Origin of the sequence: Micromonospora marina, assembly GCF_900091565.1 — a bacterium.
GTDB lineage: Bacteria > Actinomycetota > Actinomycetes > Mycobacteriales > Micromonosporaceae > Micromonospora > Micromonospora marina.
This window is the reverse complement of sequence record NZ_FMCV01000004.1, coordinates 383,794-405,536: the sequence shown is the minus strand read 5'-3', so window position 1 is coordinate 405,536 and position 21,743 is coordinate 383,794. Positions and strand designations below refer to the sequence as shown.

Below are 21,743 nucleotides of genomic sequence, written 5' to 3'. Positions count from 1 at the left end.
CTGTTGATAATGGACGAATGGTTGCCTGGGAGTACGCGTTGCTCGTTCGTCGGTATCAGGGTCAGGGTCGCAATTTCCACGTCTCGTTCGTGTGGTATGGCCCGGACGGGTCACGCACCGACGTGACCGCGTACGGCGACACCGCGGTCGCGCACCTCAACCGGGTCGGCCGGGAGGGCTGGGAACTGGTCTCCGCCGCCGAGGACGTGAACAACGTGCAGGGCAGCACCGAGGTCCACCGCTACCACCTGAAGCGCCCGCTGAGCTGACCCCCTTCGCAACGGCGCCCCGGGAGATCGTCCTCCCGGGGCGCCGCCGTCACGACTGTCAGCCCAGGTCGACCGCGGGGTAGAGCGGGAACGGCGTGAGCAGGTCGGCGGCCTGCTTGCCGACGGACTCGGCGACCGCCGGGTCCAGCACGTACTTCGCCTTCGACGGCGCGCCGTCCGGGCCGGTGCCGGGCGTGGTCTGGCTGAGCACGGTGTGGATCAGCTCGGCGGTGGCGTCCATCTCGGTGGCGCCGAGCCCACGCGTGGTCAGCGCCGGGGTGCCGATCCGGATGCCGGAGGTGTACCAGGCGCCGTTCGGGTCCTGCGGCACCGAGTTGCGGTTCGTGACGATGCCCGAGTCCAGCAGCGCCTGCTCGGCCTGCCTACCGGTCAGGCCGTACCCGGACACGTCGATGAGTACCAGGTGGTTGTCGGTGCCGCCGGTGACCAGCGTCGCGCCCCGGCGCAGCAGCCCGTCGGCGAGCGCCTGCGCGTTGTCCACGATCCGCTGGGCGTAGTCGGCGAAGTCGGGGCGGCGTGCCTCGGCCAGCGCTACCGCCTTCGCGGCCATCACGTGCGGCAGCGGTCCGCCGAGCACCATCGGGCAGCCCCGGTCCACCTGGTCGGCCAGCTCCGGCCCGCAGAGCACCATGCCGCCACGCGGGCCGCGCAGCGACTTGTGCGTGGTGGTGGTGACGATGTGCGCGTGCGGCACCGGGTCGAAGTCGCCGGTGAAGACCTTGCCGGCGACCAGCCCGGCGAAGTGGGCCATGTCGACCATGAACGTGGCGCCGACCGAGTCGGCGATCTCCCGCATGATCCGGAAGTTGACCTTCCGCGGGTACGCGGAGTAACCGGCGACCAGGATCAGCGGCTTGAACTCGCGGGCCGCCTCGGCCACCCGGTCGTAGTCGATCAGGCCGGTGGCCGGGTCGGTGCCGTAGCTGCGCTGGTCGAACATCTTGCCGGAGATGTTCGGCCGGAAGCCGTGGGTGAGGTGCCCGCCGGCGTCCAGCGACATGCCGAGCATCCGCTGGTTGCCCAGCTCACGGCGCAGCGCGAACCAGTCGGCCTCGGTGAGGTCGTTGACCTGCCGCGCCTGCGCCTTGCGCAGCGCGGGGGACTCGACCCGGTCGGCCAGGACCGCCCAGAACGCGACCAGGTTGGCGTCGATGCCCGAGTGCGGCTGCACGTACGCGTGGGACGCGCCGAACAGCTCCTGGGCGTGCTCGGTGGCGAGCGCCTCGACGGTGTCGACGTTCTGGCAGCCGGCGTAGAACCGGCGCCCGACCGTGCCCTCGGCGTACTTGTCGCTGAACCAGTTGCCCATTGCCAGCAACGTCGCCGGGGAGGCGTAGTTCTCGCTGGCGATGAGCTTGAGCGACTCGCGCTGGTCGGCCAGTTCCGCGGCGATGGCGTCGGCCACGCGCGGCTCGACGCCGCGGACGACCTCAAGCGCGCTGCGGAAGGCGGTGGACTCGGCGTTGCGCGACATGCGACCTCCAGGTGACGTGCGGAAGGCCCAGGCGCTCGGCATGCGTCCTCATGACGAGGCCGCTCCCCGATGGTGCTCCATCTCCACGCGCCAGTCACGGCCCGGTGCCGATCCTACCGGCCCGGCCGGGACCTGCGGGGCTGGGCCGCCCGTCCCGGGGCACACCTGGGGGGCCGGCCTCGACCCGGCCCGGGCGAGAGATGGCCGAGCCCGGCTCGGGCGACTGAGCACCGACGCGAGCGGGACCGCCCCGGAAGAAGGGGCGGTCCCGCTCGCGTCGGGGTGCTGTCAGGCGACCACGGCGTCCAGCGACTTCTTCAGCGCCTCCGGGGCGGTAGGGGTCTTCGGAGCCTTCGGCCGCAGGTCGAGCATCCGCTGGCCGATCTCCTGGAGCTGGTTACGGCCGAGCGCCTCGCGGACCTTCGGGAACCACTCCTGCTCCTCCTCCTCGATGTGGTGCGACACGTTCTCGATCAGCACCGTCGTCTTGGCGTTGAAGCGCTCGTCGTCGGCGTCCATGGTGAACAGCTCGAAGCAGAGCACGTCCGCGACGTGGTGCTCCTCGTACGACTCCAGGATGTCGTCCTCGACGTCGGGCACCAGCTTGCGGACCTCCGGGTACATCACCTCGTTCTCCAGGTAGGTGTGCACCGTCAGAGCTTCGAGGATCTGCCCGACGATCTTCCCGCGCTTGCTCGCCGGCCCCTCCTCGGCCTCCTGGAAGGCCTTGAACAGGCGGCGGATCTCCTTGTGGTCCTCCTTGAGCAGGACGATCGCGTCGGTGGACACCGGTTACCTCCTAAGTCGGCTGACGGTGCCCCCTACCCGGTGCCCGACCAGGACAAACAGACCGGGCCCGGCGTGATCGCCGGGCCCGGTCCACGCGGGTCTGGGTTACTTCACCGCGTTGTACGCGTCCACGACGCCGGCGCCGTAGAACCCGTTGCGGTTCCCGCCGGAGCAGGTCGCGTCGTACGCGTTCGGGCCCGCCGGGATCAGCGGCACCGGGTTGTAGACGCCCGACGGGCAGGACTTCGCCACCGCCCCGCGCTCCAGGAACGAGGCCAGCTGGCCGGGGTTCATGCCCGGGTGCGCGGACAGCGCCAGCGCCGCGACGCCGGTGGCGTGCGGGCTGGACATCGAGGTGCCCTGCTTGTAGCCCCACCCGTTGGTGCGGGTGGCGGTGTTGAAGGTGGTGGACAGGATGCCGTCGGCGGACGTCGAGACCGCGCCCCGGGTCCGGAACCGGGTGTCGCCACCCGGCGCGGTCACGTCGATCACGCCCTGGCCGTACGAGGAGTAGTAGCTCTTCTCACCGGTCGGGCCGACCGCGGCGACCGTCACCACGCCCGGCGCCTCGGCCGGTAGGACCAGGCAGGCGTTGGTGAGGTTCTCGCGGTCCTCCGGCGTGCCGTTGTTCGGGCTGCCGGTGTCGGTGATCTTGTGGGCCAGGTCCCAGTTCGAGTTGCCGGCCGACGAGACGTGCAGCACGCCCTGGGACTGCGAGTAGCGCAGGGCCCGCTGCACGGCCTTCCACACCGGGCGCTGGCGGGCGTCGTTGCGGCAGTTCAGCTGCCACGGGTCGATGTAGTAGCTGTTGTTGGTGAGCTGGAAGCCGTGCTCGGCGGCCCACATGAACCCGCAGACCGCGGCCTCCGGGAAGATGTAGCCGTCGTCGTTGACCACCTTGACGGCGGCGACCTTCACACCCGGGGCGACGCCGGTGACCCCGGCGCCGTTGACGGCGGCGGCGATGGTGCCCGCCACGTGGGTGCCGTGGTCGCTGGTGGTGGGGTTCCACGAGGCCTCGGCGGTGTTCGGGACACCGCCGACGCAGGAGGCGCTCTTGTCCCTGGCGATCTGGGTCGCCAGGTCCGGGTGGCTGCTGGAGATGCCGCTGTCCAGCACACCCACCACGACCGACGGGCTGCCGCCGGTCACCGCGTGCGCCTGCGGGACGCGGATCTGGTCCATGTCCCACTGAAGGTTGTAGAGCGGCTCGGCGGTCGGGTCGCCGGTGGCCGCGGCGACGGCGGCGGCCGGCACCTCGACCGTCTCGCCCTCGTCCAGGGCGGTGCCCAGGCCGGCGGTGGAGGCGACCGACTCGACGCCGGCGCCCGCCACCCGGGTGACGAAGTCCGGGGCGGACGAGCGCACGACCAGCACGCCGATCTTGTCGTACGCCGCCACCACGGTGCCGTCGGCGGCCGCCACCCGGGCGGCGGCCTTGGCGGTGCCGTTGCCCTGCGGGGCGAGCACCAGATACGAGGTCTCCGGTCCGGCGGCCGCGGCCGGCAACATGCCGCCGGTGAGGGCGAGCCCGGCGCCGAGCGTCACCGCGGACGCCGCGGCGAGTGTCTTGCGACGGAGATTGTTCACACAGACTCCCAGGGGTTCGTGCGGGTGGACCGCACCCCTGAACGGGCTGCGGTCCGGGCGGAGGCACGGCGAAGTACCGGCCTCGCCCGGACCAGCGCCGCCGCGCCCCCGGGTGTTACACGTCCCGCGCGCCCGTGAAGTCGATCGTCAGACGGTGGCGATCGTGTAGGGGATCTCGTCCAGCAGCTCCCGGGCGAGGAAGCCGATCCGCCCGTACCGGGGGACCAGCCGCTGCCCGCTCACCGCATGCGCGAACGCCGCCCAGCAGGCCGCCTGCGCCGGGTCGGCACCCCGGGAGAGCAGGCCCGCGAGCAGCCCGGAGCGCACGTCGCCGCTGCCCGAGGTGCCCAGCCCGGCGTCCCCGCTCTCCTCCCGCCAGGCCCGGCCGTCCGGCGTCGCGATGTGCCCGTACAGCGACACGACCGCGTCGTACCGGCCGGCCAGTTCCACCGCCTCGGCGTCCAGGTCGTCGCCCGGATCGCGGCCCAGCAGGTGCTGGGCCTCGGTCAGGTTGGGCGTGAGCACCACCTTGCGGCCGGACCCGACCAGCAGATCCGGCGCGTGGCTGAGCGCACCGAGCGCGTACGCGTCGAGCACCAGCGCGGTCTCCCGCCCGGCCGCGTCCAGGACCAGGCGCAGCAGCTCCCCGGTGGCGTCGATGTCCTTCAGGCCGGGGCCGACGGCCACCACGTCCGCGTCGGCGACCAGCCCGCCGAGCAGGTCGCCCGGGTCGCCGCGTACCGCGCCGTCGTCGGTCTCCGGCAGGCCGATCACGAGCGCCTCGGGCACCTGGATGCTCAGCGACGGGGCCGTCGACTCGGCCGCGGCGAGTTGGAGCACGCCGGCCCCGGCACGCAGCGCGGCCACCCCGGCCAGCAGCACCGCGCCGGGGGTGAACCGGGAACCGCCGACCACCAGCACGGTGCCGCGCGCCTCCTTACCGCCGGTGGGCACCGGCAGCGCCCAGTCCCGCAGCAGCGCGGGGGTGATCACGTCAGACCGGCTCGGCATGGACCTCGTCCTCCCTGGTGGGTGTCGCCCCCTGGCGGTGCAGGTGGGTGACGTCGTTGAACACGTCCGGCACGAGCCGGCCGGAGTCGTCGGCGTGCCAGCCGGTGACCGAGCAGTTGGCGATCACGTGCTCGCGGGTCAACGCCATCAGCTCCGCCTCGGTGAGCCCCTCCACCAGGTAGCGCAGCAGGAAGACCAGCGCGTCGTGGCCGAACAGCAGCACCCGGCCCCCGTCGTGGTCGCGGCGCAGGTCGCCCAGCAGCGCCCGCAGCCGCAGCGCCACGTCGGTCCAGGACTCGCCGCCGGGCGGCCGGTAGTAGAACTTGCCGAGCCGGGTACGCCGCTGCGCCTCCTCCGGGTAGCGCCGGGTCACGCCGTGGGCGGTGAGCCCGTCGAGGACGCCCAGCTCCCGGTCGCGCAGCCGCTCGTCGACGCTCGTCGGGATCCCGGTGCCGTCGAGCGCCAACTCGGCCGTCCGGACCGCCCGCAGGTACGGCGACACCACCGCCACGTCCGGCCGTTGCGAGTCCGGCAGCCCGGCCAGCCAGCGGCCGGTCGCCTGTGCCTGCTCCTCACCGGTAGCCGACAGCGGTACGTCCGCGTCGCGGTGGGTGAGGTCGATCAGCTCGGCGCCGGACGTCTCGGCCGCCGTGGCCGCGACGTTCGCCGTGCTCTCGCCGTGCCGGACGATCCAGAGCGATGCCATCTCCGCCATGCGGCTCCCGGTACCCGGGCCCGGCCGGGGATAACCGCGCCGGACCGGCGACACACGGGCTGCGCGCCGTTGCATAGACGCGGCAGAATGTCCCACGACTCGGGACGACCCCGGGTCCGAGGGAGGGCGCACATGTCGACGGTGGTGCGGGGTCTGCGGGAGGCGCTGGTGCTCTTCGTGATCGCCGCGGTGGTGATCGCCGCGGCGGTCGGCATCTGGGTGGCCGTCGGCGGCGGCGACTTCACGCACCGGGTGGGAGTGGCGTTCATGATCGTCGGTGCCGTGATCGGGATGACCGGTGACCTGACGCTGAGCCGCATCGGCATGCTGCCGGCCCGGTCCACGTTCGGCCTGGCGCCCGAGCGGGAGGACGGCGGCGGCGGGCGGGTGCTCACCGGCGTCGGCATCTTCCTGTTCGTCTCGGTGCCGCTGATCGTCGTCGGGGCGCTGCTGATCACCTGAGCACGTTGCCGGCCGTCGCCGGACCGGTCAGTCCTCCGGCGAACCGGGACTCACGAGACCCGTCTCGTAGGCGACCACCACCGCCTGGACCCGGTCGCGCAGACCGAGTTTGGCCAGGATCCGGGCGACGTGGGTCTTCACCGTCGCCTCGGACAGGTGCAGCGTCTCCGCGAGTTCGGCGTTGCTCAGCCCGCCGGCCAGCAGGCGCAGGACCTCCGTCTCGCGCCGGGTCAGCGTGGCCAGGTCGCGGTGCACCGCCGCCGCCTGCGGGTCACGGCGGGCGAAGCGCCGCACCAGGCGGCGGGTGATCGCGGGCGCGAGCAGCGCGTCCCCGTCCTGGACCATGCGTACGGCCGCGACCAGGTGTTCCGGCGTCACGTCCTTGAGCAGGAAGCCGCTCGCCCCGGCGGCGAGCGCGGCGTAGACGTACTGGTCCAGGTCGAACGTGGTGAGGATGATGATCCGTGGCGCCGCGACGGCCCCGGTGAGGATGCGGCGGGTGGCCTCGAGACCGTCGAGCTCGGGCATGCGCACGTCCATGAGCACCACGTCGGGCCGGGTGCGGCGCACCGCGTCCACCGCCTCCGCGCCCGTCGCCGCCTCGGCCACCACGTCCACCCCGCCGGCCGTGAGGATCATGCGGAACCCGGTACGGACCAGCGCCTGGTCGTCGGCGACCACCACTCGTACCGTCATGTCGCCTCCCACGGGATCAGCGCCTCGACGTGGTAGCCGGCGCCCGGCCGCGCGCCGGCGCGCAACGTCCCACCGTAGACGGCGAGCCGCTCCCGCAGCCCGATCAGGCCGCGCCCGCCCGTCGTGCCGGTCGCGGCCGGGACGCCGGGCTCGGTGTTGCCGACCTCGATCCGCAGCCTCTCCGGCGCGTACTCGACGACGACGGTGCCGGCGGCGCCCGGCGCGTGCCGGACCATGTTGGTCAACGCCTCCTGCACCACCCGGTAGGCCGTCAGCCCGACACCGGAGGTGACCGGCCGGCGCTCGCCCGAGACGGTCAGACCCACCGGCACGCCGGCGTCACGCATGCGTGCGACCAGGTCGGGCAGGTCGTCGATGCCGGGCTGGGGGTCCTCCGGGTCGTCCGGTTCGGACTCGGCCAGCAGGCCCATGACGTGCCGCAGCTCGGTGAGCGCGGACCGGCCGGTCGACTCGACCGCGAGCAGCGCCTCCCGTGCCTGATCCGGTGCGGCGGCGAGCACCGTCCGGGCGGCGCCGGCCTGGATGACCATCACGCTGACGTGATGCGTCACGACGTCGTGCAGTTCGCGGGCGATGCGGGCCCGCTCACCGGCGACCGCGTCGCGCAGCGCCTGCTCGTGGGCGCGGGCCTCGGCGGTGAGCCGCTGCCGGTCCTCGCCCGCCCGTCGCCGCCACACGTGGTGGCCGCCCGCGGCGGCCACCAGCGGGGCCAGCACGACGAACGGAAGACGGTCCGCGGGCACCGTGACCACCATCAGCTCCCGCAGGCCCAGGGCGAGCAGCGCCACCACCGGGACCGACGCCAGCGCCGGCAGCCGGTACGGGCTGTGCGCCGCCGCGCTGTAGACGGCGACGAGGCAGGTCAGCACCACGCACGGGAACAGGGCCGGCTGCCGGTCCCCGTCGGTCACCAGCACCAGTGACGCGGCGGCCGTCGTCGCCCAGAGCACCGCGAGCGGATACCGGCGGCGCAGCACCAGCGGCGCGCACATGACGAAGACCAGCAGCAACGCCCCGAGCGTCGACCCGGGCGGCGCCGGCTGCACCTCCGGCGGGACCGCCAACGGCGGCAGCGGCAGTGGCGGCGGCAACGGCGGGGGCGGGACGCCGACGTCGTCGGTGGCGGCCTGGAAGCACACCAGCCCGAGCACAGCCGCCAGCGCCGCGTCGAGCAGCAGCGCCCGCCAGCCGGGTCTCGGCAGCGGTCCGGTCGCCACGACGCCTCTCACGAGCCACATTCTCGCCGCCGCACGCCGGCCGGGGCATCGGCCACGGTGTGCACTGCGACTACATCGCAGGGATGACCCCGGACGAAGATCCACCTCCGGCGGTACGGCGGTGCGTCGCCGGACCGATGCCCCGGCCTGCGGCCCGCTCCTAACGTCACGGCGTCCAATCGACCGGCCCGACCACAAGGGGCGAGACATGACCGATCCGGTGATCGACGTACGCGGGGTGACCCGCCGCTACGGTGAGGGGCCGCCCGCACTGCACGACGTGTCGCTGACCGTCCGGCCCGGCGAGTGCGTTGCAGTGCTCGGCCCGTCCGGCAGCGGAAAGTCCACGCTGCTCAACCTGCTCGCCGCGCTGGACCGGCCGGACGCCGGCACGGTGACCGTCGCGGGCACCCGGCTGGAGAGGCTCGGCGAGGCCGCGTCGGCCCGGTTCCGGCGCGCGCACGTGGGCCTGGTCTTCCAGTTCTTCAACCTGCTCGACGACCTGACCGTGCTGGACAACGTCCTGCTGCCCGCCCAGCTGGCCGGCGCCCCGGCCCGCGCGTCGCGCGCACACGCGGCCTCCCTGCTGGACTCGCTCGGCATGGCCCGGCACGCGCAGGCGTACCCGGGACGCCTCTCCGGCGGTGAGCGCCAGCGCGTCGCCGTCGCCCGCGCCCTGATCAACCGGCCCGCGCTGCTGCTGGCCGACGAGCCGACCGGCGCGCTGGACACCGCCTCCGGGGAGGACGTCCGGCGCCTGCTCGACGAGCTGCACCGCAGCGGCCAGACGATCGTGCTCGTCACCCACGACCTGCGGCTGGCCGAGGCGTCCGCCGGCCGGACGATCCGCCTGCGCGACGGCCGGGTCGAGGTGCGGCGGTGAGCGGGCTCGGCCGGGTCGTCCGGTCCGGCGTACGGCGCCGCCGGGTGCAGACAGTCGTCGTCGGCCTGGTCACCGCCGCCGCCGTGACCGCCACGGTGCTCGGCGGCGGGCTGCTCGTCGCGTCGCAGGCGCCCTTCGACGACGCGTTCGCCGCCCAGCGGGGAGCGCACCTGACCGTGCGGGCGGACTCCGGTGCGGTGACGGAACCGCAGCTCGCCGCGTCGGCCTCGGCGCCGGGCGTGGTGGCCGCCGCTGGCCCGTACCGGGTGCTGGTGGTCGCCTTCACGGAGCGCGGCGGGATGCGGACGCCGCCGCTGACAGTCGTCGCCCGCGCCGATCCCGGCGGCCCGGTCGACCGGATCGAGCTGGCCGGCGGGCGGTGGCCGGCCGGTCCGGACGAGATCGTGCTGAGCGGCGGCGCCGTCCGCGTGCCGCCCGGCTCCCGCCTGGCCACACCCGGCGGTGCCGAGTTCACGGTGGTCGGTACGGCCCGGTCGGTCAGCGACACCGCCGGGGCCTGGGTGCTGCCGTCCGCCGTCGGCGTACTCGACGGGCCGGACACGGCGGACGGGTACCAGATGCTCTACCGGTTCACGGACGCGCGCACCCCGACGGAGGTCGGGACCGGCCGGGACGCCGTGGTCGCCACGTTGCCCGCCGGCGCGGTCACCGGCGCCCGATCCTGGCTGGACGTACGGCAGCAGGCCGTCGAGGACGCGGCCGTCTTCGTGCCGTTCCTCGTCGCGTTCGCGCTGCTCGGCATCGTGATGGCGCTGCTGGTGGTCGGCACTGTCGTCGCCGGGACGGTCGGTGTCGCCACCCGCCGGATCGGCATCCTCAAGGCGCTCGGCTGCACCCCCGCGGGTGTCGTCCGCGCGTTCGTCGCGCAGACGCTGCTCCCGGCCGCCGTGGGTGCCGTCGCCGGAACGGTCACCGGGAACCTCCTCGCGCTGCCGGTACTGGCCGAGACCGAGGAGATCTACGGTTCGGCGAACACCACCATCGCCTGGTGGGTGACCGTCCTGGCCACCGGCGGGGTGCTGGCGGTGGTGACGCTGACCGCGTGGGCGGCCGCGCTGAGAGCGGGGCGGCTCCGCACCGTGGACGCCATCGCGGTCGGACGGGCGTCCGGTCCGGCGCGGGGCCGCTGGGCGTCGCGGCTGGCGGCGCGGCTGCCGGTGGCCCGGCCGGTGGGCCTCGGCCTGGCCCGCCCGTTCGCCCGGCCGGCCCGCACGGTCGCGATCCTGCTGGCGGTCGCGACCGGCGCGGCGGCGATGACGTTCGCGACCGGGCTCGCCGCGTCGCTGCTGCGCATCCAGACCGCGCTCACCCAGGACGTCGCGGACGTCACGGTGACCGGCGATCCGGACGCCGGACCGGTCGCCGATCCGGCCGCGGTGCTGGCGGCGATCGACGCGCAGCCGGGCACCCGCGCCCGGTACGGCCGCACGCAGGCACCGGGCACCGTCGCGGGCATCGCCGATCCGGTCTCCGTCACGACGATCACCGGCGACGCGGCGTGGGACGGCTTCGAGATGGTCTCCGGACGCTGGTTCGCCGCACCCGGCGAGGCCGTCGTCGGCGGACCCCTGCTGACCGCCACCGGAGCGCGGATCGGTGACACCGTCACGGTCCGGATCGAGGGCACGCCGGTACGCCTGCGCATCGTCGGCGAGGTGTTCGAGTCCGTCATGACGGTGTTCACCGGTACCGCCACGCCCACCGGCCGGAATCCGTCCGAGTACCGCGTCGCGCTCGCCCCGGACACCGAAGCCGGCGCCTACGCGCGGGCGCTGACCGGCGCACTCGCCGGCCGGGGCCTCACGGCGCGGCCGAGCGGCACGGAGACCGACCCGCTCCTGCTGGTCGTGGAGGGGCTGACCGCCACGCTGACCCTGCTGCTGCTCGCGGTGGCCGCGCTGGGCGTGCTCAACATGCTCGTGCTCGACCTGCGCGACCGGGTCCACGATCTCGGCGTGCACAAGGCGCTCGGCATGACGCCGGCCCAGACGATCGCGATGGTGGTCGCCTCCGTCGCCGGTGTTGGCCTGGTCGGCGGGCTGCTCGGCGTACCCGCGGGTGTGGCGATGCACCGGCTCGTCGTCCCGACGATGGCCGCCAGCGGCGGACTGCACCTGCCGGAGGCGCTGCTCGACGTGTACGGGCCGTTTCTCCTGACGGCGCTGGCGCTGGGCGGGCCGCTGACGGCACTGCTCGGAGCGCTGCTGCCGGCCGGGTGGGCGGCCCGGACCCGGACCGCGACGGCCCTGCGGAGCGAGTAGCGCCCCGGCGGTTCCACGGGTGTCGGTGGGGCCGGTTATGGTCCCGGCACACTGCGGGCGATCAAGGAGACGGTGTGCGCAGATTCGAGTTCGTGGGCGGCGGTTCGGCCAAGTTCTGGGAGGTCGGGCAGCGCGAAGCGACGGTGACGGTCCGTTATGGATCGATCGGCGCGCAGGGCCGCACCCAGGTCAAGGAACTGGGTTCGCCGGCCGAGGCCGCCGCGCACGCCGACCGGCTGATCGCGGAGAAACTGCGCAAGGGGTACGCCGAGACGACAGTCGCGCCTTCCACGGGGCAGGACGGAGCGCCCGCCGCCGAGCCGGCCGCACCGAGCCGCGATCCGGAAGCGACCGGCGCCGATCCGACCGGTGCTCGTGCGGCCGGTAGCGGCCCGGCCGGGGCGCAGTCGGCCACGTCGCCTGCCGGCGAGCTGCCGGACGAGGACGCGTTCGAGGTTCCGGCCGGCTGGCGGCGGATGCTGGTCCCGCGCCGGGGTGGCACGCCGGGCACGGCCCTGCCGAGCGCCGCGAAGGGCCGTGCCGCCGGGCGGAAGGTGCTGGACGCGGTGGCCGTCCCGGTGGCCGCCACCGCCCGGGCCACCGGCGATCCGGAGCTGGGCCTGGCACTGCGCGGCTACCTCGACGGCGAGCCCGGTCCGTCGGGCGGGGCCGCGCTGGTGGCCGCAGTGGCGGCGGCACTCGGCTACAACGGACGCGACCAGCAGGGGGTGGCTGTCGCCGACCTGCTGGTCGCCGATCTCGGCCCGGTCGGCGCGGCGGTCGCCGCGACCGAGCAGATCACCGTGGCGGCCGCCGGGCCGGGGTCCCCGCTTCTGCTCAACCGCACCGAGGCGGAGAAGTCACACAACTACGGCCAGTGGCGTCTGCGGCAGTCCGTGCTGCGCCGGGTCCGCGCGCATCTCGCGGCGGCCGGCGACGAGGACTACGCCGCGGCCCGCACCGCGCTGGTCCCGTACCGGTCCCGGCCGCTGGCGGCGCGGGCGGTCACCTCGTTCCTGCTGCCGACCGAGCGGGAGTGGGTGGCCCAGGACGTCGCCGACGTGGCACGCGCCGGGGGCCCGCTGCTCGCCGAGCTGCTGCTCGGCGCGGTCGACGAGGTGGACGCGATCCACGCCCTCGCCGGCCACCTGGTGGTCTACCGGCTGATGTACGACCAGGCGCCGATCGTCACCGCCACCGCGGCGGTCGGGCCGCCCGTCGCGCCGGTGCTGGCCGGGTGGTTCGACCACGAGCACACCGGCGCGGACGGGCGGCAGCGGCTGGTGTCGCTGCTGGCGGCCCTGCCCGGCGACGAGCCGATGACGGCGCTGCTCGGCCGGCTGGACCGCAAGTACGTCCCGCCCGCGGTGACGGAGACGCTGCGCCGCTTCCCGGTGCGCGGCGTGCGCCTGCTGTCCGCGGCCGTCGAGGGGCGCAGCCCGGCCGCCCGGGAGGCGGCCACCCTGCTGCGCGCCCATGTGCTGGCCAACCCGGCCGCTGTCGAGGCGGCGCTGCCGGCGCTGGACGCGGCGCAGCGGGAACGGGTCGAGCGGATCCGCGACGACGCGTCCGCGCTGCCGGTCGCCGGGCCGGACCGGCTGCCGCCGGTGCTGGTGTCCCCGCCCTGGTCGGTGCGGCGCCCACGGTCCACCCCGCCGGTGGTGGACGGGCTGACCCGTCCCGCCGGGTCCGCCACGGCCTGGCTGCCGGGCGAGCGGGAACGGTGGGCGGCGGTCGTGCCCCGCTGGTCCGGCTGGTGGCGGGGCGACGACCTGACCGTGCTGGCCGCCGAGGTCGCCGCCGGGCGGGCCGGCTCGTACGAGGCGATCCACTTCTTCGTCCGGGCGACCGAGGAGCTGGCCCGGCCGCTGCTGCCGGCCTGGCGTCCCGACGAGTCCTGGGGCGCCGACGAATGGATGACCCGCCTCGCCGGCCGGTACGAGTTGGACGCCCTGCCCGCCGCCCTGCACCTGGCCCGGACCGCGCCGAAGAGCGTCGGCGAGGTGCTGCTGCCGTACGCCGACGGTGAGGTCGCCGACCTGATGGCCGACTGGCTCGACCGGCTCAGGTCGGCCCGCCCGACCGCCCGCGCCTGGCTGCGGCGGCACCCGGAGTACGCCACGCGGGCGCTGCTCCCCGCCGCCCTGGGCACGCCCGGCCCGCGCCGCCGGGCCGCCGAGCGGGCGTTGCGCCTGGTCGCCGCGGAGCACCGCGAGACGCTCCTGGGCGTGGCCCGGGAGTACGGCGACGAGGCGCTCGCCGCCGCCACGGCGATGCTCGACGCCGACCCGCTGGCCCAGCTCCCGGCCCGGATGCCGAGCCTGCCCGCGTGGCTGGACCCGGCGGTGCTGCCGCAGGTGATGCTGCGGGACCGCTCCGCGGCGCTGCCCGCCGACGCGGTCCGCCACCTCTGCACCATGCTCGCCATCTCCTCGCCCGGCGAGCCGTACCCGGGGGTGGAGATCGTCCGCGCGGCGTGCGAGGCCGACTCCCTGGCGGAGTTCGCCTGGGCGCTGTTCGAGAGCTGGCAGAGTGCCGGCGCGCCGTCGAAGGACGGCTGGGCGTTCACCGCGCTGGGGCTGCTCGGCGACGACTCGACCGCCCGGCGGCTCGCGCCGCTGGTCCGGGCCTGGCCCGGCGAGAGCCAGCACGCGCGGGCGGTGACCGGCCTGGAGGTGCTGGCGCAGATCGGCACCGACGTGGCGCTGATGCACCTCTACGGCATCTCGCAGAAGGTGAAGTTCCGGGGCCTGCGGGAGCAGGCGGCGCGCAAGGTCACCGAGGTCGCCGACGGGCTGGGCCTGACGCCCGAGCAGCTCGGCGACCGGCTGGTGCCCGACCTCGGGCTGGACGCCGACGGCAGCCTGGTCCTCGACTACGGGCCGCGCCGGTTCACCGTCGGCTTCGACGAACAGCTCAAGCCGTACGTGGTGGACGGCACCGGCGCCCGCCGCAAGGACCTGCCGAAGCCCGGCGCCCGGGACGACGCGACGCTGGCGCCCGCCGCGCACAAGCGCTTCGCCGGCCTGAAGAAGGACGTGCGCACGCTCGCCGCCGACCAGATCCGTCGCTTCGAGGCGGCGATGGTGACCGGGCGGCGCTGGCCGGCCGCGGACTTCCGCCGCTACTTCCTGTCCCACCCGCTGCTCTGGCACGTCGTGCGCCGGCTGGTCTGGGGCACAGTGGACGACGCGGGGACGGTGGGCACCGCGTTCCGGGTGGCCGAGGACCGCACGCTCGCCGACGCCGACGACGAGACGTACGCGCTGCCCGACGACGCCACCGTCACCATCGCGCACCCGTTGCACCTCGGCGCGGCGGTGCCGGCCTGGGCGGAGGTCTTCGCCGACTACGAGATCCTCCAGCCCTTTCCGCAGCTCGGCCGCGAGGTGCACCGGCTGGAGGCGGCCGAGCGCGGCGAGGCGCTGCTGCACCGGCACATCGGCGTCACGGTCCCGGCCGGGCGGCTGCTCAGCCTGGAACGGCGGGGCTGGCGACGCGGCACCCCGCAGGACGCCGGCATCCAGAGCTGGCTGGAGCGCGAGGTCCCCGGCGGCCGGGCCGTGGTGATCGACCTCGATCCCGGCATCGCGGTCGGCGTGGTGGACATGTTCCCCGACCAGAAGATCGAGGCGATCTGGGTCAACGACGTGCCCTACGGCGACTGGTACCAGCGCGGCGGCAAGGTCCGCCTCGGCGACCTGGACGACGTCACCGTCTCCGAGGTGCTGCGCGACCTGGCGGAGGTGACCCGGTGACCGCCCTCGACCCGGCCGCCGACCGAGCCCAGCGGCCCCCGGCCGCCGAGCGGGCGCAGCGCCCGCCGGCCGAGGTGCGGTACGCCGACGAGCTGGCCGCGCTGGCCGCCGACGACGGTGACCCGCGCCCGCCGGGCTGGCGGCTGAGCCTGCGTGCCGCGCGGCGGTTCATCCTCGGCGACCCGGCGGCCGGGATCCGGCGCAAGTTCGTCGGCGACCCGTCCCTGATCGACCGGGCCCTGGTGGCACTGGCGACCAGCCGCGGGCTGATGCTCGTCGGCGAGCCCGGCACCGCCAAGTCGCTGCTGTCGGAGCTGCTCGCCGCCGCGGTCAGCGGCGACTCCACGCTCACCATCCAGGGCGGCGCGGCCACCACCGAGGACCAGATCCGCTACTCGTGGAACTACGCGCTGCTGGTCGCGGACGGCCCGACGCCGCGCGCGCTGGTGCCGGCGCCGCTGCTGCGCGGCATGGCGGAGGGGCGGGTGGTCCGGTTCGAGGAGATCACCCGCTGCCCGCTGGAGGTGCAGGACTGCCTGCTCTCCCCGCTGTCGGACCGCGTGCTCGCCATTCCCGAGCTGCCCGGCGCCGACGCCATGGTGTTCGCCCGCGAGGGGTTCAACGTGATCGCCACCGCGAACACCCGCGACCGCGGCGTCAACGAGATGAGCGCCGCGCTCAAGCGGCGGTTCAACTTCGAGACCGTCTTCCCGATCCCCGACCTGGGCACCGAGCTGGAACTGGTCGAGGCGGAGGCGGGCGAGTTGCTGCGCCGTTCCGGCGTGGCCGCGCCGCCCCGGCGCGACCTGCTGGAGGTGCTGGTCACCACGTTCCGGGAGCTGCGGACCGGGATCACCGAACGCGGCGACGCGATGGAGCGGCTGTCGGCGGTGATGAGCACCGCGGAGGCGGTGTCGGTGGCGCACGCGGTCGGGCTGCGCGGCTGGTTCCTGCGCGGCGAACCCGGCGACGCCGCCGACCTGGTCGCCTGCCTGGCCGGCACCGCCGCGAAGGACGACGCCGAGGACCTGGCCCGGCTGCGGCGCTACCTGGAGCAGCAGGTGCCCCGCCGGTCCGGCGCGCAGTGGCGGGCGGTGCACGACGCCCGGCACCTGCTGCCCGGGTGAGCGCCGTCGAGGCGCCCGGCGGCGTCACGTTCCTCGGCGTCCGGCACCACAGTCCGGCCTGCGCCCGGCTGATCGCGGCCACCGTGGCGCGGCTGCGGCCGGCGTACGTGCTGGTGGAGGGGCCGGCGGACCTGAACGGGCGGATGGACGAGCTGCTGGCAGACCACGAGCTGCCGATCGCCGTGTTCACCGCGCACCGCGACGGCACGCGGCGGCACGCCTCCTGGAGCCCGTTCTGCGCGTACTCGCCGGAGTGGGTGGCGCTGACCGCCGGGCGGGAGGTGGGCGCGCAGCTGCGCTTCATCGACCTGCCCGCGTGGCATCCCGCGCTGTCCGACCGGGCCAACCGGTACGCCGACGCCGACCAGCGGTACGCCGAGGCGGTCCGCCGGCTCTGCGCCACGCTCGCCGTGGACAACGTGGACGCGCTCTGGGACCACCTGTTCGAGATCGGCCCGGACGACGGGCTGGCCGAGCGCCTCGACACGTACTTCGACGTGCTGCGCGGCGAGTCGGCGGCCGGGGCCGACGACACCGCCCGGGAGGCGTACATGGCCCGCTGGGTACGCGCCGCCCGGCGCCGCGCCGCCGGCCGCCCGGTGCTGGTGGTGACCGGCGGCTTCCACCGTCCCGCACTGGTCCGGCTGACCGCCGGCGACGACGGGGCGGACGACGACTGGCCGGAGATCCCCGCCCCGGCGCCCGACGCGGTGGCGGGCAGCTACCTCGTGCCGTACTCGTTCCGGCGCCTCGACGCGTTCGTCGGCTACCAGTCCGGCATGCCGTCCCCGGCGTACTACCAGCGGGTCTGGGAGGACGGCCCGCGCCGGGCCGCGGAGGCGCTGACCGAGGCGGTGGCGGCCCGGCTGCGTACCCGGCGGCAGCCCGTCTCCACCGCCGACCTGATCGCCGCCCGGAGCATGGCCGGCGGCCTGGCCCGGCTGCGCGGCCACGCCCACCCGGGCCGGGTCGACGTGCTCGACGGGCTGGTGTCCGCGCTGGTCACCGACGCGCTCGACCAGCCGCTGCCGTGGGCGACCCGGGGCACGCTGGCGCCGGGCGCGCACCCGGTGGTGGTGGAGATGGTGGCCGCGCTCAGCGGCGACCGGGTGGGCCGGCTGCACCCGGACACGCCGCTGCCACCGCTCGTGCACGACGTCGACGCCGAGCTGGCACGGCACCGGATCGATCCGCGCGAGGCGGTCGAGCTGGACCTGACCGACGCCGACGACCTGGGCCGGAGCCGCCTGCTGCACCGGCTGCGGCTGCTCGACGTGCCCGGTCACACCCGGGAGAGCGGCCCGCGGGTGGGCGCGGACGCGCTGCTCACCGAACGCTGGTCGCCCGCGCCGTCGGCGGACCGGCTCGCCCGGGTGATCGAGGCCGGCGGGTACGGCCCGACGGTCCTGGACGCGGTCACCGCCCGGATCGAGGAGCGGGTGACGCTGCTCGGCGCGGACGTGGACGGGCTCGCCACGACGTTGTTCGACACCGCACTGGCCGGGCTGCCCGAGCACTCCACGCGCACGCTCACCGCGATCGGCCGCGCCGCAGGCGGGGTCACCGACCTGCGGGCGCTGGGCCGGGCGCTCGCCGTGGCACTGGCCCTGTGGCGGCACGACCGGCTGCTCGGCAGCGCCGGGACCGCACCGCTGGGCGCGCTGATCACCGCCGCCGTACGCCGGGCGCTCTGGCTCGTCGAGGGCGTGCGGGCCACGGCCGCGCCGGCCGACCCGGGCCGGCTGACCGCGCTCGTCGCGGTCCGGGACGCGCTCCGCCACGCCGGGCCGACGCTGGGGCTCGACCGGGACGGCGCGCTTGCCGTGTCCGGCCGGGTGGCGGCCGACCCGGCGGCTCCGCCGGACCTGCGCGGCGCCGCGCTGGGCCTGGCCTGGTCGCTGGGGGACGTGCCGGACGCCGCCCGCGCGGTCCGGGCCGTGGCCGCTCCGGACACGCTCGGCGACTGGCTTGGCGGGCTGTTCGCGCTGGCCCGGGAGGAGGTGGTGTCCGGCGACGCGGCGCTGCTCACAGTCGTGGACGAGCTGCTCGCCTCGATGGGCGCGCACGAGTTCCTGGTGGCCTTGCCGGCGCTGCGGCAGGCGTTCGGCTGGTTCCCGCCCCGGGAGCGGGCCGAGGTGGCCCGGCACGTGCAGGCGCTGCACGGCGGTGACATGCCGCCCGGTGACCTGCTGCGGCTGGACGCCGACCCGCTGCTGGTGGCCGCCGCCCGTGCGGTGGAGGAGCGGGTCGACGAGCTGCTGGCCCGGGAAGGGCTGTGGGAGGGGGACGGGGCGTGAGCGACCCGATGCGGGAACGCTGGCGGCTGGTGCTCGGCGACGCCGCGCAGGACAGCCTGGGCGGCCTGTCGGCCGAGGCGGCCGGCCGGGACGCGGCGCTGGACTGGCTCTACGGCCGCGACGCCGACCTCGGCCGCCGCGACGTGCGGCGCGGCGGGTCCGCGCCATCCGCGCTGACCACCGTGGACTGGCTGGACGGGATCACCAGACTGTTCCCGAAGGAGACGGTGCAGCGGCTGGAACGCGACGCGGTCGAGCGGTACGGCATCCACGAGGTCGTCACCGACCCGGCGGTGCTGGCCCGGGTAGAGCCGAACCCGGCGCTGCTGCGCGCGGTGCTGCGCACCAAGCACCTGATGGACCCGCAGGTGCTGGGGCTGGCCCGCAAGCTCGTCGAGACTGTGGTGCGGCAACTGGTCGAGCGGCTCGCCGCCGACGTCCGGCAGTCGTTCTCCGGGCCCCGGGCGCGCCGCCCCAGCCGGTTCCGGCAGGCCCGCAACTTCGACGTCCGGCGCACCATCCGGGCCAACCTGGCGCACTGGCGGCCGGACGAGCGCCGGCTGCACGTACGGCAGCCGCACTTCTTCTCCCGCACCCGCCGCCACCTCGACCGCTGGCAGGTGATCCTGCTGGTGGACCAGTCCGGTTCGATGCTCGGCTCGGTCATCCACGCCGCGGTGACCGCCGCCTGCCTGTGGGGGTTGCCGGGCGTACGGACCCACCTGGTCGCCTTCGACACCGAGGTGGTCGACCTGACCTCCGACGTGGACGACCCGGTGGAGTTGCTGATGAAGGTTCAGCTCGGCGGCGGCACCGACATCGCCCGCGCGGTCGCGTACGGCGCGCAGCTCGTGGAGAACCCGCGCCGGACGATCGTCGCGCTGGTGTCCGACTTCTACGAGGGCGGGGACGCCGGTCGTCTGGTCCGGTCGGTGAAGCACCTCGTGGAGCAGGGCACGCACGTGCTGGCCCTCGCGGCGCTGGACGAGGAGGCCGACCCGGCGTACGACCGGGCCACCGCCCAGCGGCTGGCCGACGTGGGCGCGGCGGTAGGGGCGATGACCCCGGGCGAGCTGGCCGCGTTCGTGGCCGAGCACGTGGGCCGGTAGGAGGACGGATGGCACGTGACGACCTGATCGCGCTGACCCCGGACGTGCTCGCCGCGCTGAGCAACAGGGGCCTGGTGAAGCGCGCCACGAAGGAGGTCGAGGCCGGTGGGCGGCAGACGCTCACCGAGGACGCCGACGGCACGGTGCGTGCCGCGTACCCGGACGGGGTGGCCGTGACGCTGCCCGTGGGTGGCGGCCTCGCGGCTGGGATCTGCTCCTGCCCGGCGCCCGGGGTGTGCCGGCACCTGCTCGCCGTGGTGCTGACGTACCAGCGCGCGCACGCCCAAGCCGCGGGCCGTGTGACCACGCCCGACCTGGACGCCACGCCGGACCGGGACGACGCCGGAGCCGGTGGGGAACCGTGGCGGTGGTCGCCGGGCGACGTCAGCGACGACGAGCTGGCCGCCGCTATCAGCGCGCCCGCGCTCGCCGCCGCGCAGCGGCGCCGGCGGCGCGGCTACACCGCCGTCGTCCACCGGCCGGACGCCGCCGACCCGGTGCCGCGCGTGGAGCTGCCCACCGGCACGGTCCGCTTCCTGGTGCCCCGCCAGATCGGGTACGCGCGCGGCGACGCGGCCGACGACGGCGGTGAGGCGGTCGCGCTCGCGGTGTGGGCGTGCCGGGCGGCCGACCGGGAGCACCCGGACCGCCCCGAGGCCCAGGTGCGCGTCGGCGGACCGGCCACCGTCACGGAGCATCCGGCGCTGGACGCGGCGGTGACGCTGGCCGCCGACGTGCTGCTGACCGGGGCCGCGCACCTGGGCTCCGGCGTGGACGCCCGGCTCGCGGCGGTCCGGCGTGACCTCGACGCGGCCGGTCTGCGCTGGCCGCTGCTGGCGGTGGACGACCTGGCCGGGCAACTGGAGGCGTACGCCGCGCGTGGCGCCCGGTACCGGCCGGAGACGTTCGCCGACCTGCTCGCCGAGCTGCCCGCCCGGCGGCGCGCGGTGGTCAACGCCGGCGCCACGCCACCGGAGCGGGTGCTCGGCACCCACGAGCCGGCGGAGACGCCGCTGCGGCGGGTACGCCTGACCGGCCTCGGCGCCCGGGTCCGCGACAGTGGCGGCGAGGCGGGCGTGGATGTGGTGCTCGCCCACCCGGCGGCCGTCTCGGTGCTCGTGCTGCGCCGCGCCTACCCGGTCACCGACGACGGCCCGCCCACCGGGCACGAGCTGGCCGGGCGGCGAGTCGCCGGCACCACCCTGGGCGCACTGGCCACCGGCAACGTCGTCTCCGAGTCGGCGGTGCGCAGCGCCGCGCACCAGCTCCGGTTCGCCGCCGGGCGGCTCGCCCGCACCACAGTGACCCCCGGCGCGGGGGAGTGGTCCGGGCTGCCGCCCGGCCTGCTCGTCCGTGACCCGGACGCGCTCGCCGCCGAGCTGGCGGGACGGCCACCGCGGCTGCTGCGTCCCCGCACCGCCGCCGAGTCGGTTCGGGTGCTCGCGCTCGGCGCGGTGCGCACCATCGGGTACGCGGCCGGCGACCAGCGCCTCGACGCCACGGTGACCGGGGCCGACGGCGGCACGGCGACGATCAGCGCCACCCACCACGGCGCCGCCCCTGGTGCACTCGACGCGCTCGCGGCGGCGTTGGACGGTACACACGGGCCGCCGCGCTACGTCAGCGGGACGGTACGCCGCGGCGCGGACGGGCTCGTCGTCGAGCCGCTGGCGGTGGTCGCCGACGCGGTGGTCGTACCCGATCTCTCGCCCGGGGTGGGCGACGGCCGGTTGGCCGGTGCGGTCGGCGCCCGGCCCGACCCGGTCGCCGCCGCGCTGGGTACGGCCTCGGCGCTGCTCGCGCAGGCCGCGCACACCGGTCTGCGGCACCTGCCGGCGGGCTTTCCCGACCGGCTGCGCGCGACGGCCGCCGCGCTCGCCGGAGTCGGCCTGGACCGTTGCGGCGCGGCGTTGTCCGGGCTGGCCGGTGCGCTCGGCGCCGACCCCGGCGAACCGGCGGTACGGGCCTGGATGGACACCTGGATCCGGCTGTCGGTGACGGCGGAGTCCCGGTGAGCCGGTC

General features: G+C 75.6%; 16 protein-coding genes and 1 riboswitch. Of the genes, 9 read left to right on the top strand and 7 right to left on the bottom strand.

Translation table 11 applies throughout. The features are described from left to right. Window positions 1–17: 17 nt before the first annotated feature. A complete protein-coding gene (locus tag GA0070215_RS08440; protein ID WP_026267583.1) occupies window positions 18–269 on the top strand; it encodes a hypothetical protein in 252 nt (83 codons plus the stop codon). 58 nt (window positions 270–327) lie between these two features. Here the strand turns inward: GA0070215_RS08440 and GA0070215_RS08435 are convergent, their stop codons facing one another. The 5 genes from GA0070215_RS08435 to GA0070215_RS08415 all read right to left on the bottom strand — a co-directional run bounded on the left by GA0070215_RS08435 (window position 328) and on the right by GA0070215_RS08415 (window position 5,869). Continuing rightward, complete coding sequence (locus GA0070215_RS08435) at window positions 328–1,764, bottom strand: glycine hydroxymethyltransferase (RefSeq protein WP_091043641.1); 1,437 nt, start codon at window positions 1,762–1,764, stop codon at window positions 328–330. An 18-nt stretch (window positions 1,765–1,782) separates the two neighbouring features. Continuing rightward, window positions 1,783–1,872, bottom strand: a riboswitch (ZMP/ZTP riboswitch). A 180-nt stretch (window positions 1,873–2,052) separates the two neighbouring features. Continuing rightward, window positions 2,053–2,553 carry a hemerythrin domain-containing protein gene (locus tag GA0070215_RS08430; protein WP_091043640.1) on the bottom strand — a complete coding sequence of 167 codons (501 nt, stop codon included), beginning with the start codon at window positions 2,551–2,553 and terminating at the stop codon, window positions 2,053–2,055. A gap of 105 nt (window positions 2,554–2,658) precedes the next feature. Further along, window positions 2,659–4,143 carry a S8 family peptidase gene (locus GA0070215_RS08425; RefSeq protein WP_091043637.1) on the bottom strand — a complete coding sequence of 495 codons (1,485 nt, stop codon included), beginning with the start codon at window positions 4,141–4,143 and terminating at the stop codon, window positions 2,659–2,661. Between the two features lie 147 nt (window positions 4,144–4,290). Then, window positions 4,291–5,154, bottom strand: a complete 864-nt coding sequence (locus tag GA0070215_RS08420) for an NAD(P)H-hydrate dehydratase (protein WP_091043635.1) — start codon at window positions 5,152–5,154, stop codon at window positions 4,291–4,293. Beyond that, window positions 5,138–5,869, bottom strand: coding sequence for a histidine phosphatase family protein (locus GA0070215_RS08415; RefSeq protein ID WP_091043632.1), 732 nt, complete (start codon window positions 5,867–5,869; stop codon window positions 5,138–5,140). Before GA0070215_RS08415 ends, GA0070215_RS08420 begins: the two co-directional genes overlap by 17 nt. A 132-nt stretch (window positions 5,870–6,001) precedes the next feature. Here GA0070215_RS08415 and GA0070215_RS08410 point away from each other — a divergent pair, with 132 nt between their 5' ends. Further along, window positions 6,002–6,331: a hypothetical protein gene (locus GA0070215_RS08410; protein WP_091043629.1), complete on the top strand. Its 330-nt coding sequence runs from the start codon at window positions 6,002–6,004 to the stop codon at window positions 6,329–6,331. A gap of 27 nt (window positions 6,332–6,358) precedes the next feature. Here the strand turns inward: GA0070215_RS08410 and GA0070215_RS08405 are convergent, their stop codons facing one another. Further along, window positions 6,359–7,027: a response regulator gene (locus GA0070215_RS08405; protein WP_091043624.1), complete on the bottom strand. Its 669-nt coding sequence runs from the start codon at window positions 7,025–7,027 to the stop codon at window positions 6,359–6,361. Beyond that, window positions 7,024–8,286 (bottom strand): sensor histidine kinase, encoded by a 1,263-nt coding sequence (locus GA0070215_RS08400; RefSeq protein ID WP_091043620.1) that lies wholly within the window; start codon window positions 8,284–8,286, stop codon window positions 7,024–7,026. Before GA0070215_RS08400 ends, GA0070215_RS08405 begins: the two co-directional genes overlap by 4 nt. Before the next feature lie 187 nt (window positions 8,287–8,473). Here GA0070215_RS08400 and GA0070215_RS08395 point away from each other — a divergent pair, with 187 nt between their 5' ends. From GA0070215_RS08395 to GA0070215_RS08365, 7 genes are all read left to right on the top strand, one after another. Next, window positions 8,474–9,148, top strand: coding sequence for an ABC transporter ATP-binding protein (locus GA0070215_RS08395; RefSeq protein ID WP_091043615.1), 675 nt, complete (start codon window positions 8,474–8,476; stop codon window positions 9,146–9,148). Further along, a complete protein-coding gene (locus GA0070215_RS08390; RefSeq protein ID WP_091043612.1) occupies window positions 9,145–11,430 on the top strand; it encodes an FtsX-like permease family protein in 2,286 nt (761 codons plus the stop codon). Before GA0070215_RS08395 ends, GA0070215_RS08390 begins: the two co-directional genes overlap by 4 nt. A gap of 74 nt (window positions 11,431–11,504) precedes the next feature. Then, window positions 11,505–15,188 carry a DUF4132 domain-containing protein gene (locus GA0070215_RS08385; RefSeq protein WP_091043608.1) on the top strand — a complete coding sequence of 1,228 codons (3,684 nt, stop codon included), beginning with the start codon at window positions 11,505–11,507 and terminating at the stop codon, window positions 15,186–15,188. Beyond that, window positions 15,185–16,315 carry an ATP-binding protein gene (locus tag GA0070215_RS08380; RefSeq protein WP_091043605.1) on the top strand — a complete coding sequence of 377 codons (1,131 nt, stop codon included), beginning with the start codon at window positions 15,185–15,187 and terminating at the stop codon, window positions 16,313–16,315. The genes GA0070215_RS08385 and GA0070215_RS08380 overlap by 4 nt, the downstream gene beginning before the upstream one ends. After that, window positions 16,312–18,612, top strand: coding sequence for a DUF5682 family protein (locus GA0070215_RS08375; protein ID WP_091043602.1), 2,301 nt, complete (start codon window positions 16,312–16,314; stop codon window positions 18,610–18,612). Before GA0070215_RS08380 ends, GA0070215_RS08375 begins: the two co-directional genes overlap by 4 nt. Continuing rightward, a complete protein-coding gene (locus tag GA0070215_RS08370) occupies window positions 18,609–19,721 on the top strand; it encodes a VWA domain-containing protein (RefSeq protein WP_091043600.1) in 1,113 nt (370 codons plus the stop codon). The genes GA0070215_RS08375 and GA0070215_RS08370 overlap by 4 nt, the downstream gene beginning before the upstream one ends. Window positions 19,722–19,729: 8 nt before the next feature. After that, the gene (locus tag GA0070215_RS08365; protein ID WP_091043597.1) at window positions 19,730–21,736 is read left to right on the top strand and encodes a hypothetical protein; all 2,007 of its coding nucleotides are present in this window, start codon (window positions 19,730–19,732) and stop codon (window positions 21,734–21,736) included. The last annotated feature ends 7 nt before the right edge of the window (window positions 21,737–21,743 follow it).